Genomic DNA, 17,402 nt, shown 5'->3' with positions numbered 1-17,402 from the left:
GTCCCGACCAAGAAAGGCAGCCATATGCACAGCTCCCCATCTCTCCCCGGCAAGGTTTATCTGGTCGGCGCCGGCCCCGGCGCGCAAGACCTGATGACCTTGCGCGGCGCGCGCCTGCTGGCGCAAGCGGACGTCGTGCTGCACGACGCGCTGGTCACCGAAGAGATGCTGGAGCTGAGCCCGCAGGCGCAAAAAATCCTGGTCGGCAAGCGCTGCGGCCAGTTGTCGACGGCGCAGGCGTTCATCAACAAGCAACTGGTCGACAACGCGCGCAAGCACGCCGTCGTCGTGCGCCTGAAAGGGGGCGACCCCATGCTGTTCGGCCGCGCCGACGAGGAATTGCGCGCGCTGGAAGAAGCGGGGATCGCCGTCGAAGTGGTGCCCGGCATCACCACGGCCCTGGCGGCCGCGGCCGCCACGCAGCAGCCGCTGACCAAACGGGGCGTGTCGCGCAGCGTGGCCTTCTTTACTTCCAGCACGGCGCCGGGCGAACCGGACCAGACGCGCATTCCCGACTGCGATACTCTCGTGCAATACATGGGTGGCCGCGAAGCCATCGCCACGGCCCAGCGCCTGCTGGCCCAGGGCCGCCGTGCCGACACCCCGGTGGTGGTGATTGAAAACTGCAGCCGCCCGGACCAGCGCATCGTGCGCCTGCCGCTGAGCACCCTGGCGCATGGCCTGGGCGACACCCACGGCCCGGTGCTGGTGATGCTGGGCGACGCCATGGCCGCGCGCACGCACCAGGTCACGGAAGCAGCGGCGGCCATTCTGGCGCGCCATGCTTGAATAAACACAGCGTATTTTACCGACTTTAAAGTCAGTAACTGACGTCTTTCGACGAAACATGATACGATGCTCATGCATCTTTTCTCGAGAAGTTGTTGCGTGATAGCAAGAAAATCACGCTTCGCCCCGCCATAGCGCTTGCTGCGCGGCCTCCCGGCTGACGGGAACCGCCCGGCAATCTCCCCGAAAAAAGCTGCGCCCGCAGGCTGCAATACCGCGCCGCGCAACTTGAGCCGTCACAATCAACAATGAATTTCTCTTCCGTGCGCGAAGCCCTGACTTCGCTCAGCCGCAGCAATGCCGGCGTCGCCGGCGCTGTGCTGCTCAGCATGCTCGCCTCCATCGCCCTATGGACGGTGTTCCCGAATATCGACGATGAAAACCACTTATTGGAATGGCTGCAGGCGCTGTTCCTGGCCCTGGCTTGCACCGTGCACGGCGTGCGCGCGTGGCAGGAGACTGACCGCCAATCCTTGCGTTTCCTCATGCATGCCGGCTTGTCTGCCCTGCTGTTCGGCTTCCTGCTGCGCGAACTCGATATCGACCAGTTCGGCACGGCGCCCGCCTGGGCGCAGCTGGAAAAAGCCCTGCGCGTGGTGGAACTGCTGATATTGATACGCGTGCTGATCTTTTTCGCACCGCGCGCGCGCAAGGTATTTGCCCATGCGCCGCAGATTTTCAGCATGCGCATCACCATCCTGACGGCCATCGGCGGCTTGCTGATGGTTGCCGGCTGGCCCTTCGACAAGAAGGTCTTCCATGGCATGCCGGACGCCTATGCGCTGCTGGGCGAGGAAGTCTTCGAACTGGGCGCCTATTTGCTGCTGTTCCTCGCTTCGCTGTCCGACAGTTCGGCCGCCGCCCGCATCAGCCTGGCGCCGAAAACAAAGCTGGCCTAGCCCAGTTCAAACGAGGATGGCAGCGGCAGCAGCCGCTGCAAGGTAGCGGCCACGCGCAGCAGGCGCGGGTCGTCGTCCTCGGCCTCGTCGCAGGTATCGTTGATACAGAAAAACGGCAAGCTGCCGAAACGCGCCGCCAGCTCCTCGAGCTGCTGCGGCGCCTGCGCATCGCCGCTGGCGATATGCAGCGGGTCGAGCACGCGCGAGCACGCCAACCCCTGATGCACCATCCAGCGCGGCACCAGGTCGGGCAGCAAGGCCGGCACCTGCCAGGAGCGGAACACCGTCGCGCGCACGCCGGCAAACATGGCCGGTGCCAGCCCTTCCAGTACATGCAGCGCGCTTTTCAGCATGGGCCGCGGCGCATGCGCATACAGGCGCGGTTCATGCCGGTAATCGGCGTACCGCGCCGACAGCCATTGCCGCGACAACGTAGCGCAATTGACAGGCGCCGCCACGTCGGCGCGCAAGCCCTGCAGCTCATCGTGCAGCGCGCTCTCCGTGAAAACACTCAAACGCCCATCCCCTTCTCCGCCAAACCAGAACGCGGGCTCGAACGGCGCGCCGAAAAACACGTCGTCGTTCAGATACAGGAAACGCTCGGACAAGCCCGGAATATGGTGCAGGTACGATTCGATATGGCCGGAATCGAACACCGGCAGGGAGGCATCGGGCATCAGGTTCGCATGGTCGATCACCGTCAGGCGCTTTGATGCGCGCAGCCAGCGGGGCACTTGCCGGTCCGTCAGCAGGTAGACATGGCCGTGGCCGGGGAAGAAGCGCTCGAGCGCGCGCAGGTTGTAGCGCAGTTCGCCGTTGTCGCGGTAGCGCCCCGCCACGTTGCCGTGCAGGGCCAGCTGGCCGGGATGCGCCTGCGCCCAGGCGGCATATGCCTGCTGCCGGCGCGCGCGCCAGGCGGGATCGGCGCCGTCCACCCACAGGTAGACGATGTCGATGCCGCTCAAGGCAGAGGGCTGGAGCCTGGCGCCGCCACGCAGTAATCGGCGATGGCGGCAAGCACGCTGGCGTTCTCGCCGACCGCCTCGACCACCTTCAGGCGCAGCGCCGGATGCTGCTGGCGCAATTCTTCCAGCAGCAAGGGCAAATCGCGCAGCACATGCCCGCCCTGCCCCAGGAACACGGGCACCACGGTGGCGTCCAGGATGGCGCCGGCGGGCAGCTGGGCCAGCAGGGTCGCCACCAGTTCGGGCAGGCGCGGCGTCATCAGTTCCAGGAAAGCCAGGTGCACGCCGGTGCCCGGCATGCGCGCCTGGGTCAGGTCGCGCAGGCGCTCGAAGGGCGCGGCCCACGATGCGGCGCGCGCGCCATGGGCAAACAGAATCAATGCCTGTTGCACGTTCGTCTGCATCAGTGCCGCTCCACCCACCACAGGGCGCCCAGCGCCAGCAGCAGGTACAGGGCGCTCGGCGCCACGGCCGTCAGGAAGGCCGGCCAGGTGCTGAGCAGTCCAAGATGCGAGAACAGGGTGTTGACCAGCATGAAGCTCACGCCGATCATGATGCCGATGAAGATCTTCAGGCTGATGCCGCCGCTGCGCGTATGCATGTAGGCGAACGGCAGCGCCAGCGCCATCAGCACGAAAATGGCCAGCGGATCGATCAGTTTTTTCCAGAAGGCGATGCGGAAACGCTCGGTTTCCTGCTTGTTCTCGGCCAGGTGGCGCGTGTACACGGCCAGTTCGCTGGCCGACATGCGCTCGGGATCGGACGCCGACACCGTCAGGATCTTCGGCGTCACTTCCGACGTCATGTCCTTGCTGGCGCTTTGCACCGTGCGCACCAGGCTCGTTTCCTGCCCATAGTAGTTCGCCAGCTTCGGCTCGAAGCCGGGCGAGGCGGCCGCGCTGTTCGAGAACGACGTTTCCGTCACCTCGGTCAGGCGCCAGATATTATTGCCCTGATACGTAGCTGCCTTGGCCACGGTCAAGGTGCGCAAACGCATATCGGTGTCAAATTCATACAGCTTGACGTTTTTCAGCTGGCCGTCCGCACGCGCTTCGCCGACATTGAAAAAGCGCGAGCCGGTGACGGTGCCCGTCAGGCCCTCGCTCTTGACCATGTCCTTGGTCCACAGGCCCGAGCGAAACTCGCTCGACACGGCCGCGCCGCGCGAGGTCAGCTTGAGGCGTTCGGCCAGCGGCTCCGTGCGCGGCGTGATCAACTCGCCGAAGATAAAGGTGATGACCACGAAGACGATACCGATGCGGAACAGGAAACCGGCCGCCATCGCCGTCGACATGCTCGATGCGCGCATGATGGTAAATTCGGAACTGGCGGCAAACTGCGCCATCGTGTAGATGGTGCCGATCAGCGCCGCGATCGGCATCACCTCGTACACGTGTCCCGGCACCAGCACCAGCACGTACAGGAAGGCATACTGGATGGTGTAGCCGTTGCGCCCCACCTTGGGCAGCTCGCCCGTCAGGTCGATGAAGGCTTGCAGTGCCAGGAAGGCCAGCAGCACGAACAGCACCGCCTGGAATATCGAGACCGCAAAATAGCGCTGTAAAATCTTCATTTCGATGCCGCTTTACTTGTGTTGCCGGCGCGGCGCGCGCGCTTGAAAGCCGCCAGCAGGACCAGCGGATGATAGCGGTGGTTCACATTCAGGCGCCACGCGAACAGTCCCACCACGGCCAGCGCCGCCAGCAGGTGCAGCGGCCACCAGGCCAGGCCGAAGGTCAGGCGGCCCTGCTTCACGCTCGCTTCGATGACCTTGATCAGGTTGCTGTACGTAAAAAAAATCAGCAGGGCGATGATCAAATTGGTCGAACTGCCGGCGCGCGGATTGACAAAGCCCAGCGGAATGGCCAGCAGGATCAGCATCAGGCCGATCAGGGGCGCACTGACCCGCCACAGCAGTTCGGCCATGGTGTAGGGATTCGGCTCGGCGATGAGCGCCATGGTGCTCATCGCGCGCACGCCCAGTTCCGCGCCCAGTTCCTGCTGCTTGCTCTCGATGCGCATGATGTACTGTTCGAATTCCATGGTCTGGAAGTCCGCCTGCGTCGGCACGCCCTGGTAGCGGCGGCCGCTCTTGAGCACCAGGAAGCGTTCGCCCTTGGCGTCGGTATTGATCACGCCTTCCTTGGCGACGACGACGACGGCGCTGCCTTTTTCATCGACGGTATTGACGAAGACGTTCTGCACCACGGTCTTTTCGCCGCTGACGCCCTCGACGAAGAAGATGCGGTTGCTGCCGGCCGATTCGCGGAACTGGCCCGGCGTGACTTTCTGCAGGTCTTCGCGCTTCTCGAAGCGCGCCACGTATTCATCGCTCTTCTTTTGCGCCCACGGCGTGGCGTACAGGCTCAGGATGCCGGTGGCCAGCACCAGCGGCAAGCCGAAGCTGAGCACGGGCCAGATCCAGCGCGACAGGCTCAGGCCGGAGGCGAACCACACCACCATCTCCGACTCCTTGTAGCTGCGGGTGACGACCATCAGCACCGAGATGAAACCGGTGAGGATGAGGATGGTGGGCAGCTGCATCAGGGCGGAAAAAACCATCAGCGACATGACGTCGGACGACGCGATCTTGCCGCCCGCCGCCTTGCCGAGAATACCGATCAGCATCCAGGTGAGCAGGATGCTGAACAAAACTGTGAAGGTGGCCCCGGCGGCACTAGCCAATTCACGTCGAAGGGCGCGTTGAAAGATCATTCGGAGTTTATAATTCGGGTCAGTTAGTTGAGTAACACGTTACTAGTAAATGAAAACGGAGAACCAAATGGACTTTAGCATAAAAGCATTCGATACCAAGAGCACCCTCGGCACGGCCAAAAGCGGATGCATCGCGGTTGCGGTATTCGAAAACAAAAAACTGTCGCCAGCGGCAAAATCGCTGGACAGCAAGGGTGCGATTTCGGCTGCGCTGAAGTCCGGCGACATCAGCGGCAAGCCTGGCAGCACTTTGCTGCTGCGCGCAGTCGATGGCGTCGCCGCCGAACGTGTTCTGCTGGTAGGCATGGGCAGCGATGACTCTGTCAGCGAAAAAAGCTTCTCGACCGGCGTACAAGCCGCACTGAAGGCCTTCGGCTCGCTGGGCGCTGCGGACGCCATTATCGCACTACCGCTGACTGAAGTGAAAGAGCGCGACGTAAATTGGGCAATCCGTTGCGTGGTGCAAGCCGCCCACGACAGCGAATACCGCTGCGACTCGCAAAAAAGCAAAAAAGATCCGGCACCGGCAGGCGTGCGCAAGATCGTCCTGGCGGCGCCTGCAACGGCAGCCACGCGCGGCGCGCTGGCGCAAGCCATCGCCATCGCCAACGGCTCCGACCTGACGCGCAACCTGGGCGACCTGCCGGCGAACGTCGCCAATCCGACCTACCTGGCCAACACGGCCAAGCAGCTGGCCAAGGATTACAAGTTCGAAGTCGAAATCCTGGACCGCAAACAGCTCGAAGCGCTGAAAATGGGCAGCTTCCTGTCCGTCACCAACGGCAGCGAGCAGCCGCCGAAGTTCATCGTCCTGAAACACATGGGCGGCAAGGCCAAGGATGCGCCAGTGGTCCTGGTCGGCAAAGGCATCACCTTCGACACGGGCGGCATTTCGATCAAGGCCGGTCCCGGCATGGATGAAATGAAGTACGACATGTGCGGCGCCGCCTCGGTCCTGGGCACCTTCCGCGCCATCGGCGAAATGAACCTGAAGCTGAACGTCATCGGCGTCATCGCCGCGTGCGAAAACATGCCGTCGGGCCGCGCCACCAAGCCGGGCGACATCGTCACCTCCATGAACGGCCTGACCATCGAAGTGCTGAACACGGACGCCGAAGGCCGTCTGGTGCTGTGCGACGCGCTGACCTACGCCGAACGCTTCAAGCCGGCAGCCGTGGTCGATATCGCCACCCTGACGGGCGCTTGCGTCGTCGCTCTGGGGCACCACAACAGCGGCCTGTTTACGCGCAGCGATGCGGCGCATGACCAATTGGCCAATGAATTGCTGGCAGCGGGCAAGCAGTCGAGCGACACGGCATGGCGCATGCCGATCGAAGAGGCGTACAACGAGCAGCTGAAGTCGAACTTCGCCGACCTGGCCAACATCGGCACGCCAGGCGGCGGTTCGGTGACGGCAGCGGCCTTCCTGGAAAACTTCACCAAGAAGTACACCTGGGCGCATCTGGACATCGCCGGCACGGCGTGGAAGTCGGGCGGCTCGAAGGGCGCGACCGGCCGTCCAGTGCCACTCTTGACGACGTTCCTCATCAACCGCGTGTAAGTTGACGCCTGCCGGCAGCGCTTCGCTGCCGGCACCGTCAGGCACAAAAAACCGCCAGGTCTTGCGACCATGGCGGTTTTTTTATGAACATTTGAATCAGTAGACGACGGGATTGGGCAAAGGCGATGGCGCCACTTTGGGCTGCACCACCGCTTCCGGCACGGCGGCCGCTGGCGGCGGCGCGGGCATTGGCGCAGGCGGCGCCAGGCGCGCGGGGTCCTGCATGACGATGGTCAAAATGGACGGGTAGTCGAAGCCGGCGCCCGTGTTGCGGTCGACGAAATAGCCGACGCCCAGGGTCAGGATGACATTGCCCCAGACGCTGCCATTGAGCTTGGGATCGATGTGGTCATCCGTCGCGATGGCGGGCGAACCGTGCTTGCGGCAATCGACCTTCAACGGTTCCTGGCTCTTGCGGATGGTGATGCGCCCGGGCGTGGTAACGAACCACTTGCCCACGTCGTTGCTGAGGATGCAGCCGGCGCCCGTCAGCTCGCGGTTGTCCTGGATGGTTTGCACCAGCACCATTTGCTCGGTGTTGCCCGTCAGGGTGGCGCAGCCGCCCAGGCCCAACAGCAGCAGCATCGTGGCGGCAAAGGGGGCAGACAGCGGCACGCGCATGGGAACTCGCTTAACGGACGGGAATCGGCTGGTCGCCGGGTACGGCGACGGCGGTAACGCTGTTTTTCGGACTGCCTTCGATCAGGCGGTCGGAATACACGAGGTAGACCAGCGCATTGCGCTTGCTGTCGACCATGCGCACGACGCGCACATGCTTGAAGAAGATCGAGGCGCGCTCGGTAAACACTTCTTCCTGGCGCGGCAGCTTGCCCTTGAATTGCAGCGGCCCCACCTGGCGGCACGCCACGGCCGCATCGGCCTTGTCTTCGGCCAGGCCGACGGCGCCCTTGATGCCGCCCGTCTTCGCGCGCGACAGATAGCAGCTGACGCCGGCGACGCGCGGATCGTCATACGCTTCGACGACGATCTTGTGGTCAGGGCCGATCAGTTTGAACACCGTGTCGACCGAACCGATGGTTTCGGCCTGCGCCGCGGCGCAGGCAAGGCCCAGCACCAGAGCGGCAGGCAGCAATTTACGCATGAAGAGTATCCCGGGCACGCACGCAGGCGGCCATCAGTTGATGGGAGCGAAACGCTGGACCATGACGCCTTCGACTTCGATCAGTTGAAAGAACACGTCTTTCGGCCTGGTCCAGATGGAACCGTCGGCGGCGCGATACACGATCATCGGCGTCAGATCCGCTTCCAGCGTGGCTTCGCACACCAGTTCATAAATGCCGCCCTTGTAGTGCCGATAACGCATCGCCGTCCCCTCAAGCCGTGGAATCTTCGCTCTTGTCGTCGGCCAGTGCCTTCTGCTTCTGCTTCAGGCCCTGGATCACTTTCAGTATGCTTTCCATGCCGGCCGCGCCATCGGCGCCGCTGAAGGCGTCGAGCACCTCATTGAGCACCTTGTTGCGCACGGTCGCTTCATCGGAGGACATTTCCAGCGCGCGCTGGGCTTTCGCCGCCTTTTCGGCCGCGCTCACGCGCGGCTTGGCAGCCGTCTTGCCATGCGTCAGAGCAGCCTGCCAGATAACCCAGCGGCGCTGGGTCTCGAAAATCAGGTACTCATCCGGTTTGTCTTCTCTTCGCCGCACAATGTGGCCGTCACGCTGCGCCCACGCTTCAAATGCAGTTCGCATTTTCTTCCTTTGCAAATGCTACGCGCAAGTCTCACTATTAAAACTGCAACATTTCAAAATAGTACCATCTATTGATGTCGCAAAACAGTCTCATAGATATAGTACTGCAATTTATATAACAAGTCTGGCGGCGCCAGGGACGGAATTGACACTCCGTCCCTGGCACAGTGGTCATGTAATCGGAATAGCAATTACAACTAATTACAACTGCTTCCTGTTCGGTTCTTCACTTGGCTGTAACAAAGCCGTATGACACAGTTGTTACACGGTGCCATTTTAGTAGTTTTTATCGCGTTTTAGCGAGAAACTTTACACCTTTGTCGCGTTAAACGGCCAGACGCATCCTGCCGCGCCAGCCACTTATGCCAAATCAAACATAGGGGTTGATCAATGATACACAAAAACATAATATTCATGCGCCACGATTGGTTAAGTATAAATATTTTATTTGCACTCTTTTTCCCTGCCGGCAAATAAAGCCCGCACCGGCCAGGCAGCGCAGGACACCGGCGACACGCATGCGGTAAGATTCGCGCCTATCGATACCTATTCAAGCAAGGATTTTTCCCATGAAACTCGCCACCTGGAACGTCAACTCGCTCAAAGTGCGCCTGCCGCAAGTGCTGCAATGGCTGGCGGACAACCCGGTCGACATACTCTGCCTGCAAGAAACCAAGCTCACGGACGACAAGTTCCCCGTCGCCGAAATCGAGGCGGCCGGCTACCAGGTGGTCTTCAGCGGCCAGAAAACCTACAACGGCGTGGCCATCCTGTCGAAGCTGCCGATCACCGACGTGGTGAAGAACAACCCGCGCTATGAAGATGCGCAGCAGCGCATCCTGGCCGCCACCATCGGTGGCGTGCGCGTCGTCTGCGCCTACGTGCCGAACGGCCAGAGCGTCGATTCGGACAAGTACGAATACAAGCTGGGCTGGCTGGCCGCCCTGCACGACTGGCTGGCGGAGGAAGCGCAGCAGCACCCGCAGCTGGCCGTCGTGGGCGACTACAATATCGCGCCCGACGACCGCGACGTGCACGACCCCGTCGCCTGGGCCGGCCAGGTGCTGGTCTCGGACAAGGAACGCGCCGCCCTGCAGCGCCTGTTCGACATCGGCCTGACGGATGCCTTCCGCCTGTTCGAGCAGGCGGACAAATCGTTCAGCTGGTGGGATTACCGCCAGCTGGGCTTCCGCCTGAACAAGGGCCTGCGCATCGACCATATCCTGCTCTCGCCCGCCCTCACCGCCCGCTGCACGGCTTGCGTGATCGACCGCGTGCCCCGCAAGTGGGAGCAGCCGTCCGACCATGCGCCCGTCATCGCCACCATCGACTAACTAACGGCTATCCGCTCCAGCAAGGCCTGCGCGTTCACGGCAGGCACCGGCGCGGAAAACAGATAGCCCTGCGCATAGCGGCAGCCGTTCGCCTGCAGCAGGGCGAACTGCTCTTCCGTCTCCACGCCCTCGGCCACGGCCGACAATTGCAGGCTGTCGGCCAGCGCGATGATGGCCGCCACGATGGCGCGGTCTTCCCCGCTGTGTTCGAGGTCCTTGATGAAGGCGCGGTCGATCTTGACCTTCTTCACGGGGAAGCGCTTCAGGTAGGCCAGGCTGGAGTAGCCGGTGCCGAAATCGTCGATTGACAGGCGCAAGCCCATGCCATTGATCTGCCGCAAAATCTCCAGCGTATGCTCGCCGTGCTGCATCAGCGCCGTCTCGGTGATCTCGAATTCCAGCAGCGCCGGATCGATGCCCGTTTCCCGCACCACGGTACCGATAGCCGCCACCAGACCCTTGTGCATGAACTGGCGCGGCGACAGATTCACCGCCAAGGGCACGGGCTGCAAGCCCTGGCGCTGCCAGGCCATGCTTTGCTCGCACGCCTGGCGCATCACCCACTCGCCCACCGGCACGATCAAGCCGTTTTCCTCCATGATGGGAATGAAGCGGTCGGGCAGCACCAGGCCGTGGCCGGGACGGCGCCAGCGCAGCAGCACTTCCATGCCGTGCAGCCGGCGCGTGGCGATATCGATGACCGGCTGGTAAAACAGCTCGAACTGCTGCAGCGCCAGCGCCGTGCGCAGGCTGCTTTCCAGATCGAAGTGCAGGGCCGCCGCCTGGTTCATCGTCTGCGTGAAGAACTGGTAGTTGTTGCGGCCATTACCCTTGGCGTGGTACATGGCCGCATCCGCATGGCGCATCAGCGCGTCGACATCGCCGCCATCGTCCGGATACAGGCAGATGCCGATCGACGGCGTCACGTGCAGCACGTGGCCGTCGAGCGGAAAGGCGGGCGTCAGCGCCTCGATGACCTTCTCGGCCACGTGCGCCGCTTCGTCGCTGCCGCGGATGCCCGGCACCAGCACGACGAATTCATCGCCGCCCAGGCGCGCCACCGTGTCGCTGGCGCGCACGGCGCCGCACAGCCGCGCGGCCACTTCCTTGAGCAGCAGGTCGCCCGTCATGTGGCCCAGCGAATCGTTGATGGTTTTAAATCGGTCCAGGTCGATGAACATCACGGCCAGCTTGCGCCCGGAGCGCTGCGCGGCCAGCATGGCCCGCTCCAGCCGGTCCGACAGCAGCGCGCGGTTCGGCAAGCCCGTCAGGTTGTCGTGGTACGCCATGTGGTGCACCCGCGCCTCGGCCTGGCGCCGCTCGACGATTTCGCCCTGCAGCAGCAGGTTGGCGCCGGCCAGTTCGGCCGTGCGCTCCTGCACGCGCAATTCCAGCTCGTCGCGCGCGCGGCGCACCGCCTCGGCCGCCTCGCGGCGCGCCGTCACGTCGTCAACCAGCCACACGGAACGGCCATGCGCATGCGCCAGGTCGAACGGCCGGCCGGACAGGCGCGCCCAGAAACGGCTGCCATCCTTGCGCACCAGCTGGTATTCGGACATGTGCACCCTGCCCGCATCGAAATCGCGCGCCGTCTCGCCGCGCGCCGCCTTCCACGCGGCCACGTCCGGATACAGGGCCTGCACCGACAGGCCGTTGATCTCGCCCGGTCCATAACCGAACAGCTCTTCCATCTTGCTGTTGGCGCGCAAATTGTGGCCGCCCTCCACCACCGAGATGCCCAGCACGGCGCTGTCGAGGATGGCCTGGTTTTCCAGCAGCGCGTTGCGCAGGGATTCTTCGGCGCGCTTGGCTTCCGTGCGGTCCTCGATGATCCAGATGGTGCCGGCGGCGGGATCGTCGGGATTGACGACATAGGCGATCAGCTGCGCCCACAAGGTGCTGCCGTCGCGGCGCATCATTTCCACTTCCGTCTGGAAGGGCTTGGCCACCGACAGGAAGGGAAAGGCCGCTGCGCCCAGCAATTCGTACGATTGCTGCGACACGTACAGCGCGCGCCCGGGCAAGCCCAGCGCCTCGTCGCCGCTGTAGCCGAACATCGCGGCAAAGCCCAGGTTGTAGCGCGTGATCTGGCGGTTCTTGGTGTACAGGATGCTCACCGAGGCATTCGTCATGATGGCCGCCACTTCCATCTGCGTCTGGCGGCTGGCCGTGACGTCTTCCAGTATCCAGATGGCGCCCTGCTCGCTGTGCGCCTGGTCGACGGCCTTGGCGCGGATGCGGCACCAGAACAGGCTGCCGTCGCGGCGGCGGAACAGCGATTCATCCTGCTCGTACGGCAAGCCCTGTCCCAGCAGCGGCGTGGCTTGCACGCCAAACGCCTCGTAGGCGGCGGGAGAGGGAAACAGCTCGGCGGCGGGCAAGCCCGTCATCTCCTCCTGCGCGTAGCCGAACATTTCGGCGAAGCGGGGATTGCAGCGCAGGACCAGGCGCGAACGGGAAAACAGGATGCCGACGGAGGCATTGTCGAGGATAGCCTGCTGCTCCAGCATCAGCTGGCGCGTCGCCTCCTCGGCCGCCTTCTGCGCGCTGCGGTCGTCGAACAGCCAGATCGTATCGCGCAAGCCGCGGTCCGTCTGGCTCTCCGGGTTCAGCACATAGCCGTACGCCAGCGCCCAGAAAGTGGAACCGTCGCGGCGGCGCATCTCCATCTCGCCCTGGAACGGCTGGCCGCGCCGCAGCAGGGGCGACGCCTGCCTGACGACATTTTCATACGCCGCGCGCGACGGATACAGGTCGGCGACGGCCATGCCCACGCCGCTGTCACCATCGAAGCCGAAGCATTCGGCGAAGCGCCGGTTGTAGCGCAGCACGCCCTTGTCGCGCTGAAAACCGATGGCCAGGGGCGCGTTATCCATCACGGCCTGCATTTCCAGCATGGCACGGCGCAATTGATCTTCATCACGCCGGTGGTCGCTGATATCTTCGATAATCCATACCGTGCCGTCATGCGTATTGAGGGGATCGACGGCGCGCCCGTGCAGGCGGCTCCAGAACAGGGTGCCGTCCTGGCGCCGCAATTCCAGTTCGGTGCGGTACGGCTTGCCCTTCGACAGCAGCGGCGCCGCTTCCAGCCCAAGGGCACGGCAATGCTCGGCGGAGCGGTACAGCACCGCGCCGGGCATGCCCGTCAACTGGTGGCGCGCATAACCGAGCATCTCGGCGGCGCGGATATTGCACTCCTCGATGAAGCCGCCCTTGGAAAAGACGATGCCGACGGCCGCGCTTTCCAGGATGGCCTGCTGCTCGAGCAGGGTCTTGCGCAAGGCTTGCTGGTCGCGCTGCTGCACGCGGATGTCGGCAAACACGAGGGTCGCGCCGGGCAAGCCATCGTCCACCAGCAGGGGCCTGGACCAGACCTGCACAGCGATGGCGCCCGCCGCCCCTTCCAGGCTGCTGTCCCAGTGCCGCTCGCGCCCGGCCGCGCCGAGCGCGCCGCGCAGCATGCTGGTGCTCGACGCGCGGTAGGCGTCCGTAAAGCAGTCGGCCAGCAGCCGGCCCGCTATATCCCGGCCCAGCAGGGCCTGCAAGGCGCCATTCGCCGCCACCACCATGCCGCAAGCATCGCAGGCGCAGGCCGGCAAGGCGATCAGTTGCAAGGCATCGGCGATGAAATCGGGACTGGTCGGCACGCGCTTCATGGACACCATGGGATGGTTAAGGACAAGATAAACATGCGCCTGGGAAAAGGATTCCTACAAGCATCATGGTGCTGCTAGATCATAAACCAGTTTCCCACGGTTTTTTCAACTTCCTTATTGGCAATATCTGAAACACCACAGACCAGCTGCAACACGCCCGTTGCAACGCCGTTGCATGGCTGGAAAATGAAACAAATCGTTTAGAATAAAGCATGCGCCGCCCTCCCCAACCTCCGCTCGACCACCGCGACAAACCCGTCATCTGGACCGTCTCCGTCTCGCGGCTGTTCGACCTGTTCCGCGACATCACGCTCGAATACGACGACCTGGCGACGATCGAACCGATCAACCTGGGCTTCGACGACGCCGTGCGCCACATCCGCGAACGCATGGCCACGGAGCGCTGCGACGCCGTCATCGCGGCCGGTTCGAACGGCGCCTACCTGAAAGGCCGGCTGTCGGTACCCGTCATCATCGCCAAGGCCAGCGGCTACGACGTGATGCAGGCGCTGGCGCGCGCGCGGCGCATCTCGCCGCACATCGGCGTCGTCACCTACCAGGACCCGATGCCGGAACTGGCCGAATTTGCCGCCACCTTCGGCTTCCAGATCGCGCAGCGCACCTACGCCACCGAGGAAGACGCGCGCGCGCAGATCAATGAACTGAAGGCGGCCGGCGTCAAAGCCGTCGTCGGCGCGGGGCTCGTCACCGACCTGGCCGAGGAAGCGGGACTGGCCGCCGTCTTCGTGTATTCGGCCACGGCCATCCGGCGCGCCTTCGACGACGCGCTGGAACTGGCGCGCCTGACCCAGATCGAATCGAACCGCGGGCGGCGCGCGGTGGTGGCCGACACCCTGCGCGCGCGCCACGGCCTGCACGATTTGCGCGGCGAATCGGAAGCGATGGAAGCGCTGCGCCAGTCGGTGGTGCTGTATGCCCGCTCACCGGCGACGGTGCTGATCCAGGGCGAGACGGGCAGCGGCAAGGAACTGGTGGCGCAGGCGATCCACCGTGAAAGCCCGCGCAGCCTGGGCGCGAACCGCCCCTTCATCGCCATCAATTGCGGCGCCATCGCCGAATCCCTGCTGGAATCGGAACTGTTCGGCCACGAGGATGGCGCCTTCACGGGTGCGCGCCGGGGCGGCCATGCGGGCCTGTTCGAAGCGGCCAACCACGGCACCCTGTTCCTCGACGAAATCGGCGAGATGCCGCTGGCCCTGCAAACGCGCTTGCTGCGCGTGCTGGAAGAGCGCGAAGTGGTGCGCGTGGGCGGCACGCGGCCGATCGCCATCAATGTGCGCATCATCAGCGCCACGCACTGCGACCTGGAGCAGCGCATCCGCGAGGGACGCTTCCGCGCCGACCTGTTCTACCGCCTGGCCGTGCTGCGCCTGCATTTGCCCGCCTTGCGCGAACGCGCCAGCGACATTCCCGGCCTGACCGAATGGTCGCTGAAAAACGCGCTGGCCGCGCTGGGTGCCCGTCCGCACCCCAACCTGCACGCAGAAATCCAGGCTTGCGCACCGCTGCTGCGCCGCTACGACTGGCCCGGCAACGTGCGCGAACTGCGCAACCTGGCCGAACGCCTGGCGCTGTTCCTGGCCGCCGAACCGCTGCAGGCGCTGACGCCCGCCTTCGTGCTGGGCGTGGCGCCGGAACTGGCCAACGCTGGCGGCACGGCCGCGCTGCCGCCGGCGCCGGCCACCGCCATCGCGCCGCGCCTGGAAGACGAAAGCGCCAGCGCCGTGCTGGCGCGCTTCGGCGGGCGCCGCGACGCCGCCGCCCAGTACCTCGGCATCAGCCGCACCACCTTGTGGCGCCGCCTGCGCGCCGGCTGATTTTTTCACCCGGACGAAAAACACCATGGACGACTGGCCTCACTTGCACGACTTATGGCAACGCTGCACGGGACACGCTGGCGCGACGGGCAAGCAGGGGCTGGCGCGCGACCACCTGGACCTCCAGGCGCTGTACGCGCGCGGCATTTCGATGGAAGACGCGCTGCACTTCCTGTATCAGCAACGGCCGACCCTGCAAGCCTACACGGACTGGATCGCCGCGCGCACGCGCCCACGCCCGGCGCATGCCGCCAGCGCGCACGAGGACGTGCTGTCCGCCGCCGAGCTGCGCCATTTCGAAGAACACGGCTATCTGGTGCTGCGCGGCGCCGTGCCGCGCGCGCAGTGCGCCGCCGCCCGAACGGCCATCTGGGACTACCTGGGCGCCTCGCCCGACGAGCCAACGTCGTGGTACCAGCCGCACCCGGGCAAGCGGGGCCTGATGCTGCAGTTTTCCGACCACCCGGCCCTCGAGGAAAACCGCCACGTCGCGCACATCCGCCACGCCTGCCAGCAGCTATATGACACCGGCATCGGCGCCGGCACCGGCATCTACGCCAGCATCGACAAGGTGAGCTTCAATCCGCCGGAAACGCCGCAGCACCGCTTCCTCGGCAGCGCCCTGCACTGGGACGTCAGCCTGCAGCAGCCGATTCCCTTCAAGCTGCAAGGCATGCTGTACCTGAGCGACTGTCCGGCGCAGCATGGCGCCTTTCACTGCGTGCCCGGCTTCCAGCGGCACATGGCCGACTGGCTGCGGCAAGTGCCGCCGGGCCGCCAGCCACGCGAATGGGCCGTCGAGGCCTTGCGGCCCGCGCCCGTCGAAGGCATGGCCGGCGATTTCATCATCTGGCACCAGGCCCTGCCCCATTGCGCCACGCCCAACCGCGGCCCGGCACCGCGCATGGTGCAATACCTGACCTACCTGCCGGACCAATGCCAGGACCACGATGGGTGGATTTGAGCCGCTCATCCCGCCCTGCCGCCGTTCATCCCGCGGCGCTGGCCGCGCGCTCCCGGCGCCGCTAGCATGGTCGTCAAGGAGGAGTACCCCATGAAACGAACACTGCAAACATTGATCTTGCTCAGTACGGCGCTGCTGGCGGGCGCCAGCCAGGCCGCCGCGCCCCAGGCCTTCACGGTCGAGGTCACCGGACAAGGCCGTCCCCTGATCCTGATTCCCGGCCTCGCATCCTCGGGCGAAGTCTGGCAAGCCACGGTGGCGCGCCTGTGCGGCGCGCAAGCCGCGCGCCAATGCCACGTGCTGACGCTGGCCGGCTTTGCCGGCGTGGCGCCCGTCGCAGGCGACCTGCTGGCGCAGGCGGAGCAACAGCTGGCCGACTACATCGGCACCCAAAAACTGGGCCAGCCGGCCATCATCGGGCATAGCCTGGGCGGCTTCCTGGCCCTGAAAATGGCCATCGACCATCCGGCGCAAACGGGCAGGCTGGTGATCGTCGACTCGCTGCCGGCGCTGGGCGCGACGCAACTGCCCACCATCACGCCGCCGCAACTGCAAGCCATGTCCACGCAGATGCAAGCGGCCATGCGCGCGCAGGATGACGCCACCTACGCCGCCAGCCAGCGCCGCGCGGTCAGCAGCATGGCCAGCGCGCCGGCCGACGTGGAACGCATCATCGGCTGGGGCCAGCGCTCGGACCGCGAAACGGTGATCAAGGCCATGGGCAGCCTGATGGCCAGCGACCTGCGCCAGGACGCGGCAAAAATCAAATCGCCGACCCTGGTGCTGGGCACCTGGATCGCCTACAAGGATTATGCGCCGCGCGCCGCCATCGAAGCCACCTTCCAGCAACAGTACGCACAGCTGCCAGGCGTGCAGATCGCGCTGGCCGACACGGCGCGCCACTTCATCATGTACGACCAGCCGGACTGGATGCATGCGCGCATCGAACAGTTCCTGGACTAGGCAGTGAGC

General features: G+C 64.6%; 16 protein-coding genes. 7 read left to right on the top strand and 9 right to left on the bottom strand.

Annotated elements, in window-relative coordinates:
• The first annotated feature begins 24 nt into the window (after positions 1-24).
• Together cobA and BZG29_RS08420 are read left to right on the top strand one after the other, a co-directional pair.
• Positions 25-789, top strand: coding sequence for a uroporphyrinogen-III C-methyltransferase (cobA, locus tag BZG29_RS08425; RefSeq protein WP_077401112.1), 765 nt, complete (start codon positions 25-27; stop codon positions 787-789).
• A 248-nt stretch (positions 790-1,037) separates the two neighbouring features.
• A complete protein-coding gene (locus BZG29_RS08420) occupies positions 1,038-1,688 on the top strand; it encodes a hypothetical protein (protein WP_077401109.1) in 651 nt (216 codons plus the stop codon).
• Here BZG29_RS08420 and BZG29_RS08415 read toward each other — a convergent pair.
• The 4 genes from BZG29_RS08415 to lptF are packed head-to-tail and all read right to left on the bottom strand — an operon-like array spanning position 1,685 to position 5,368.
• Complete coding sequence (locus BZG29_RS08415; protein WP_253192828.1) at positions 1,685-2,653, bottom strand: Stealth CR1 domain-containing protein; 969 nt, start codon at positions 2,651-2,653, stop codon at positions 1,685-1,687. The genes BZG29_RS08420 and BZG29_RS08415 overlap by 4 nt on opposite strands.
• Positions 2,650-3,057 carry a CbiX/SirB N-terminal domain-containing protein gene (locus tag BZG29_RS08410; RefSeq protein WP_077401106.1) on the bottom strand — a complete coding sequence of 136 codons (408 nt, stop codon included), beginning with the start codon at positions 3,055-3,057 and terminating at the stop codon, positions 2,650-2,652. The genes BZG29_RS08415 and BZG29_RS08410 overlap by 4 nt, the downstream gene beginning before the upstream one ends.
• Complete coding sequence (gene lptG, locus BZG29_RS08405; RefSeq protein WP_077401103.1) at positions 3,057-4,226, bottom strand: LPS export ABC transporter permease LptG; 1,170 nt, start codon at positions 4,224-4,226, stop codon at positions 3,057-3,059. The genes BZG29_RS08410 and lptG overlap by 1 nt, the downstream gene beginning before the upstream one ends.
• On the bottom strand, positions 4,223-5,368 hold the full coding sequence (gene lptF / locus BZG29_RS08400; RefSeq protein ID WP_077401100.1) for an LPS export ABC transporter permease LptF: 1,146 nt from the start codon (positions 5,366-5,368) through the stop codon (positions 4,223-4,225). Before lptF ends, lptG begins: the two co-directional genes overlap by 4 nt.
• Before the next feature lie 67 nt (positions 5,369-5,435).
• Between lptF and BZG29_RS08395 the strand changes: the two genes are divergently transcribed.
• Complete coding sequence (locus BZG29_RS08395) at positions 5,436-6,929, top strand: leucyl aminopeptidase (RefSeq protein WP_077401097.1); 1,494 nt, start codon at positions 5,436-5,438, stop codon at positions 6,927-6,929.
• Positions 6,930-7,025: 96 nt separating this feature from the next.
• Here the strand turns inward: BZG29_RS08395 and BZG29_RS08390 are convergent, their stop codons facing one another.
• From BZG29_RS08390 to BZG29_RS08375, 4 genes are read right to left on the bottom strand one after another with little or no spacing between them, the layout of a single operon-like run.
• Positions 7,026-7,550, bottom strand: coding sequence for a hypothetical protein (locus tag BZG29_RS08390; RefSeq protein ID WP_253192827.1), 525 nt, complete (start codon positions 7,548-7,550; stop codon positions 7,026-7,028).
• Between the two features lie 10 nt (positions 7,551-7,560).
• A complete protein-coding gene (locus tag BZG29_RS08385; protein WP_077401094.1) occupies positions 7,561-8,031 on the bottom strand; it encodes a CreA family protein in 471 nt (156 codons plus the stop codon).
• Positions 8,032-8,064: 33 nt separating this feature from the next.
• Positions 8,065-8,253, bottom strand: a complete 189-nt coding sequence (locus BZG29_RS08380; RefSeq protein WP_034782199.1) for a DUF1653 domain-containing protein — start codon at positions 8,251-8,253, stop codon at positions 8,065-8,067.
• 10 nt (positions 8,254-8,263) lie between these two features.
• On the bottom strand, positions 8,264-8,635 hold the full coding sequence (locus BZG29_RS08375) for a hypothetical protein (protein ID WP_077401090.1): 372 nt from the start codon (positions 8,633-8,635) through the stop codon (positions 8,264-8,266).
• Positions 8,636-9,204: 569 nt separating this feature from the next.
• Between BZG29_RS08375 and xth the strand changes: the two genes are divergently transcribed.
• Positions 9,205-9,969, top strand: a complete 765-nt coding sequence (gene xth / locus BZG29_RS08370; RefSeq protein ID WP_077401086.1) for an exodeoxyribonuclease III — start codon at positions 9,205-9,207, stop codon at positions 9,967-9,969.
• Here the strand turns inward: xth and BZG29_RS08365 are convergent.
• Complete coding sequence (locus tag BZG29_RS08365; RefSeq protein ID WP_366928710.1) at positions 9,966-13,637, bottom strand: EAL domain-containing protein; 3,672 nt, start codon at positions 13,635-13,637, stop codon at positions 9,966-9,968. The genes xth and BZG29_RS08365 overlap by 4 nt on opposite strands.
• Positions 13,638-13,840: 203 nt before the next feature.
• Between BZG29_RS08365 and prpR the strand changes: the two genes are divergently transcribed.
• The 3 genes from prpR (at position 13,841) to BZG29_RS08350 (ending at position 17,393) form a co-directional block, all read left to right on the top strand.
• Complete coding sequence (gene prpR / locus BZG29_RS08360) at positions 13,841-15,466, top strand: propionate catabolism operon regulatory protein PrpR (protein WP_077401083.1); 1,626 nt, start codon at positions 13,841-13,843, stop codon at positions 15,464-15,466.
• Between the two features lie 25 nt (positions 15,467-15,491).
• A complete protein-coding gene (locus BZG29_RS08355; protein WP_077401080.1) occupies positions 15,492-16,430 on the top strand; it encodes a phytanoyl-CoA dioxygenase family protein in 939 nt (312 codons plus the stop codon).
• Positions 16,431-16,520: 90 nt separating this feature from the next.
• On the top strand, positions 16,521-17,393 hold the full coding sequence (locus BZG29_RS08350; protein ID WP_077401077.1) for an alpha/beta hydrolase: 873 nt from the start codon (positions 16,521-16,523) through the stop codon (positions 17,391-17,393).
• Positions 17,394-17,402: the final 9 nt, after the last annotated feature.

The sequence above is a fragment of the Janthinobacterium sp. LM6 genome (assembly GCF_002002885.1).
GTDB classification, from domain to species: Bacteria; Pseudomonadota; Gammaproteobacteria; order Burkholderiales; family Burkholderiaceae_D; genus Janthinobacterium; species Janthinobacterium kumbetense.
This window is presented reverse-complemented; position numbering and strand designations above follow the sequence as displayed.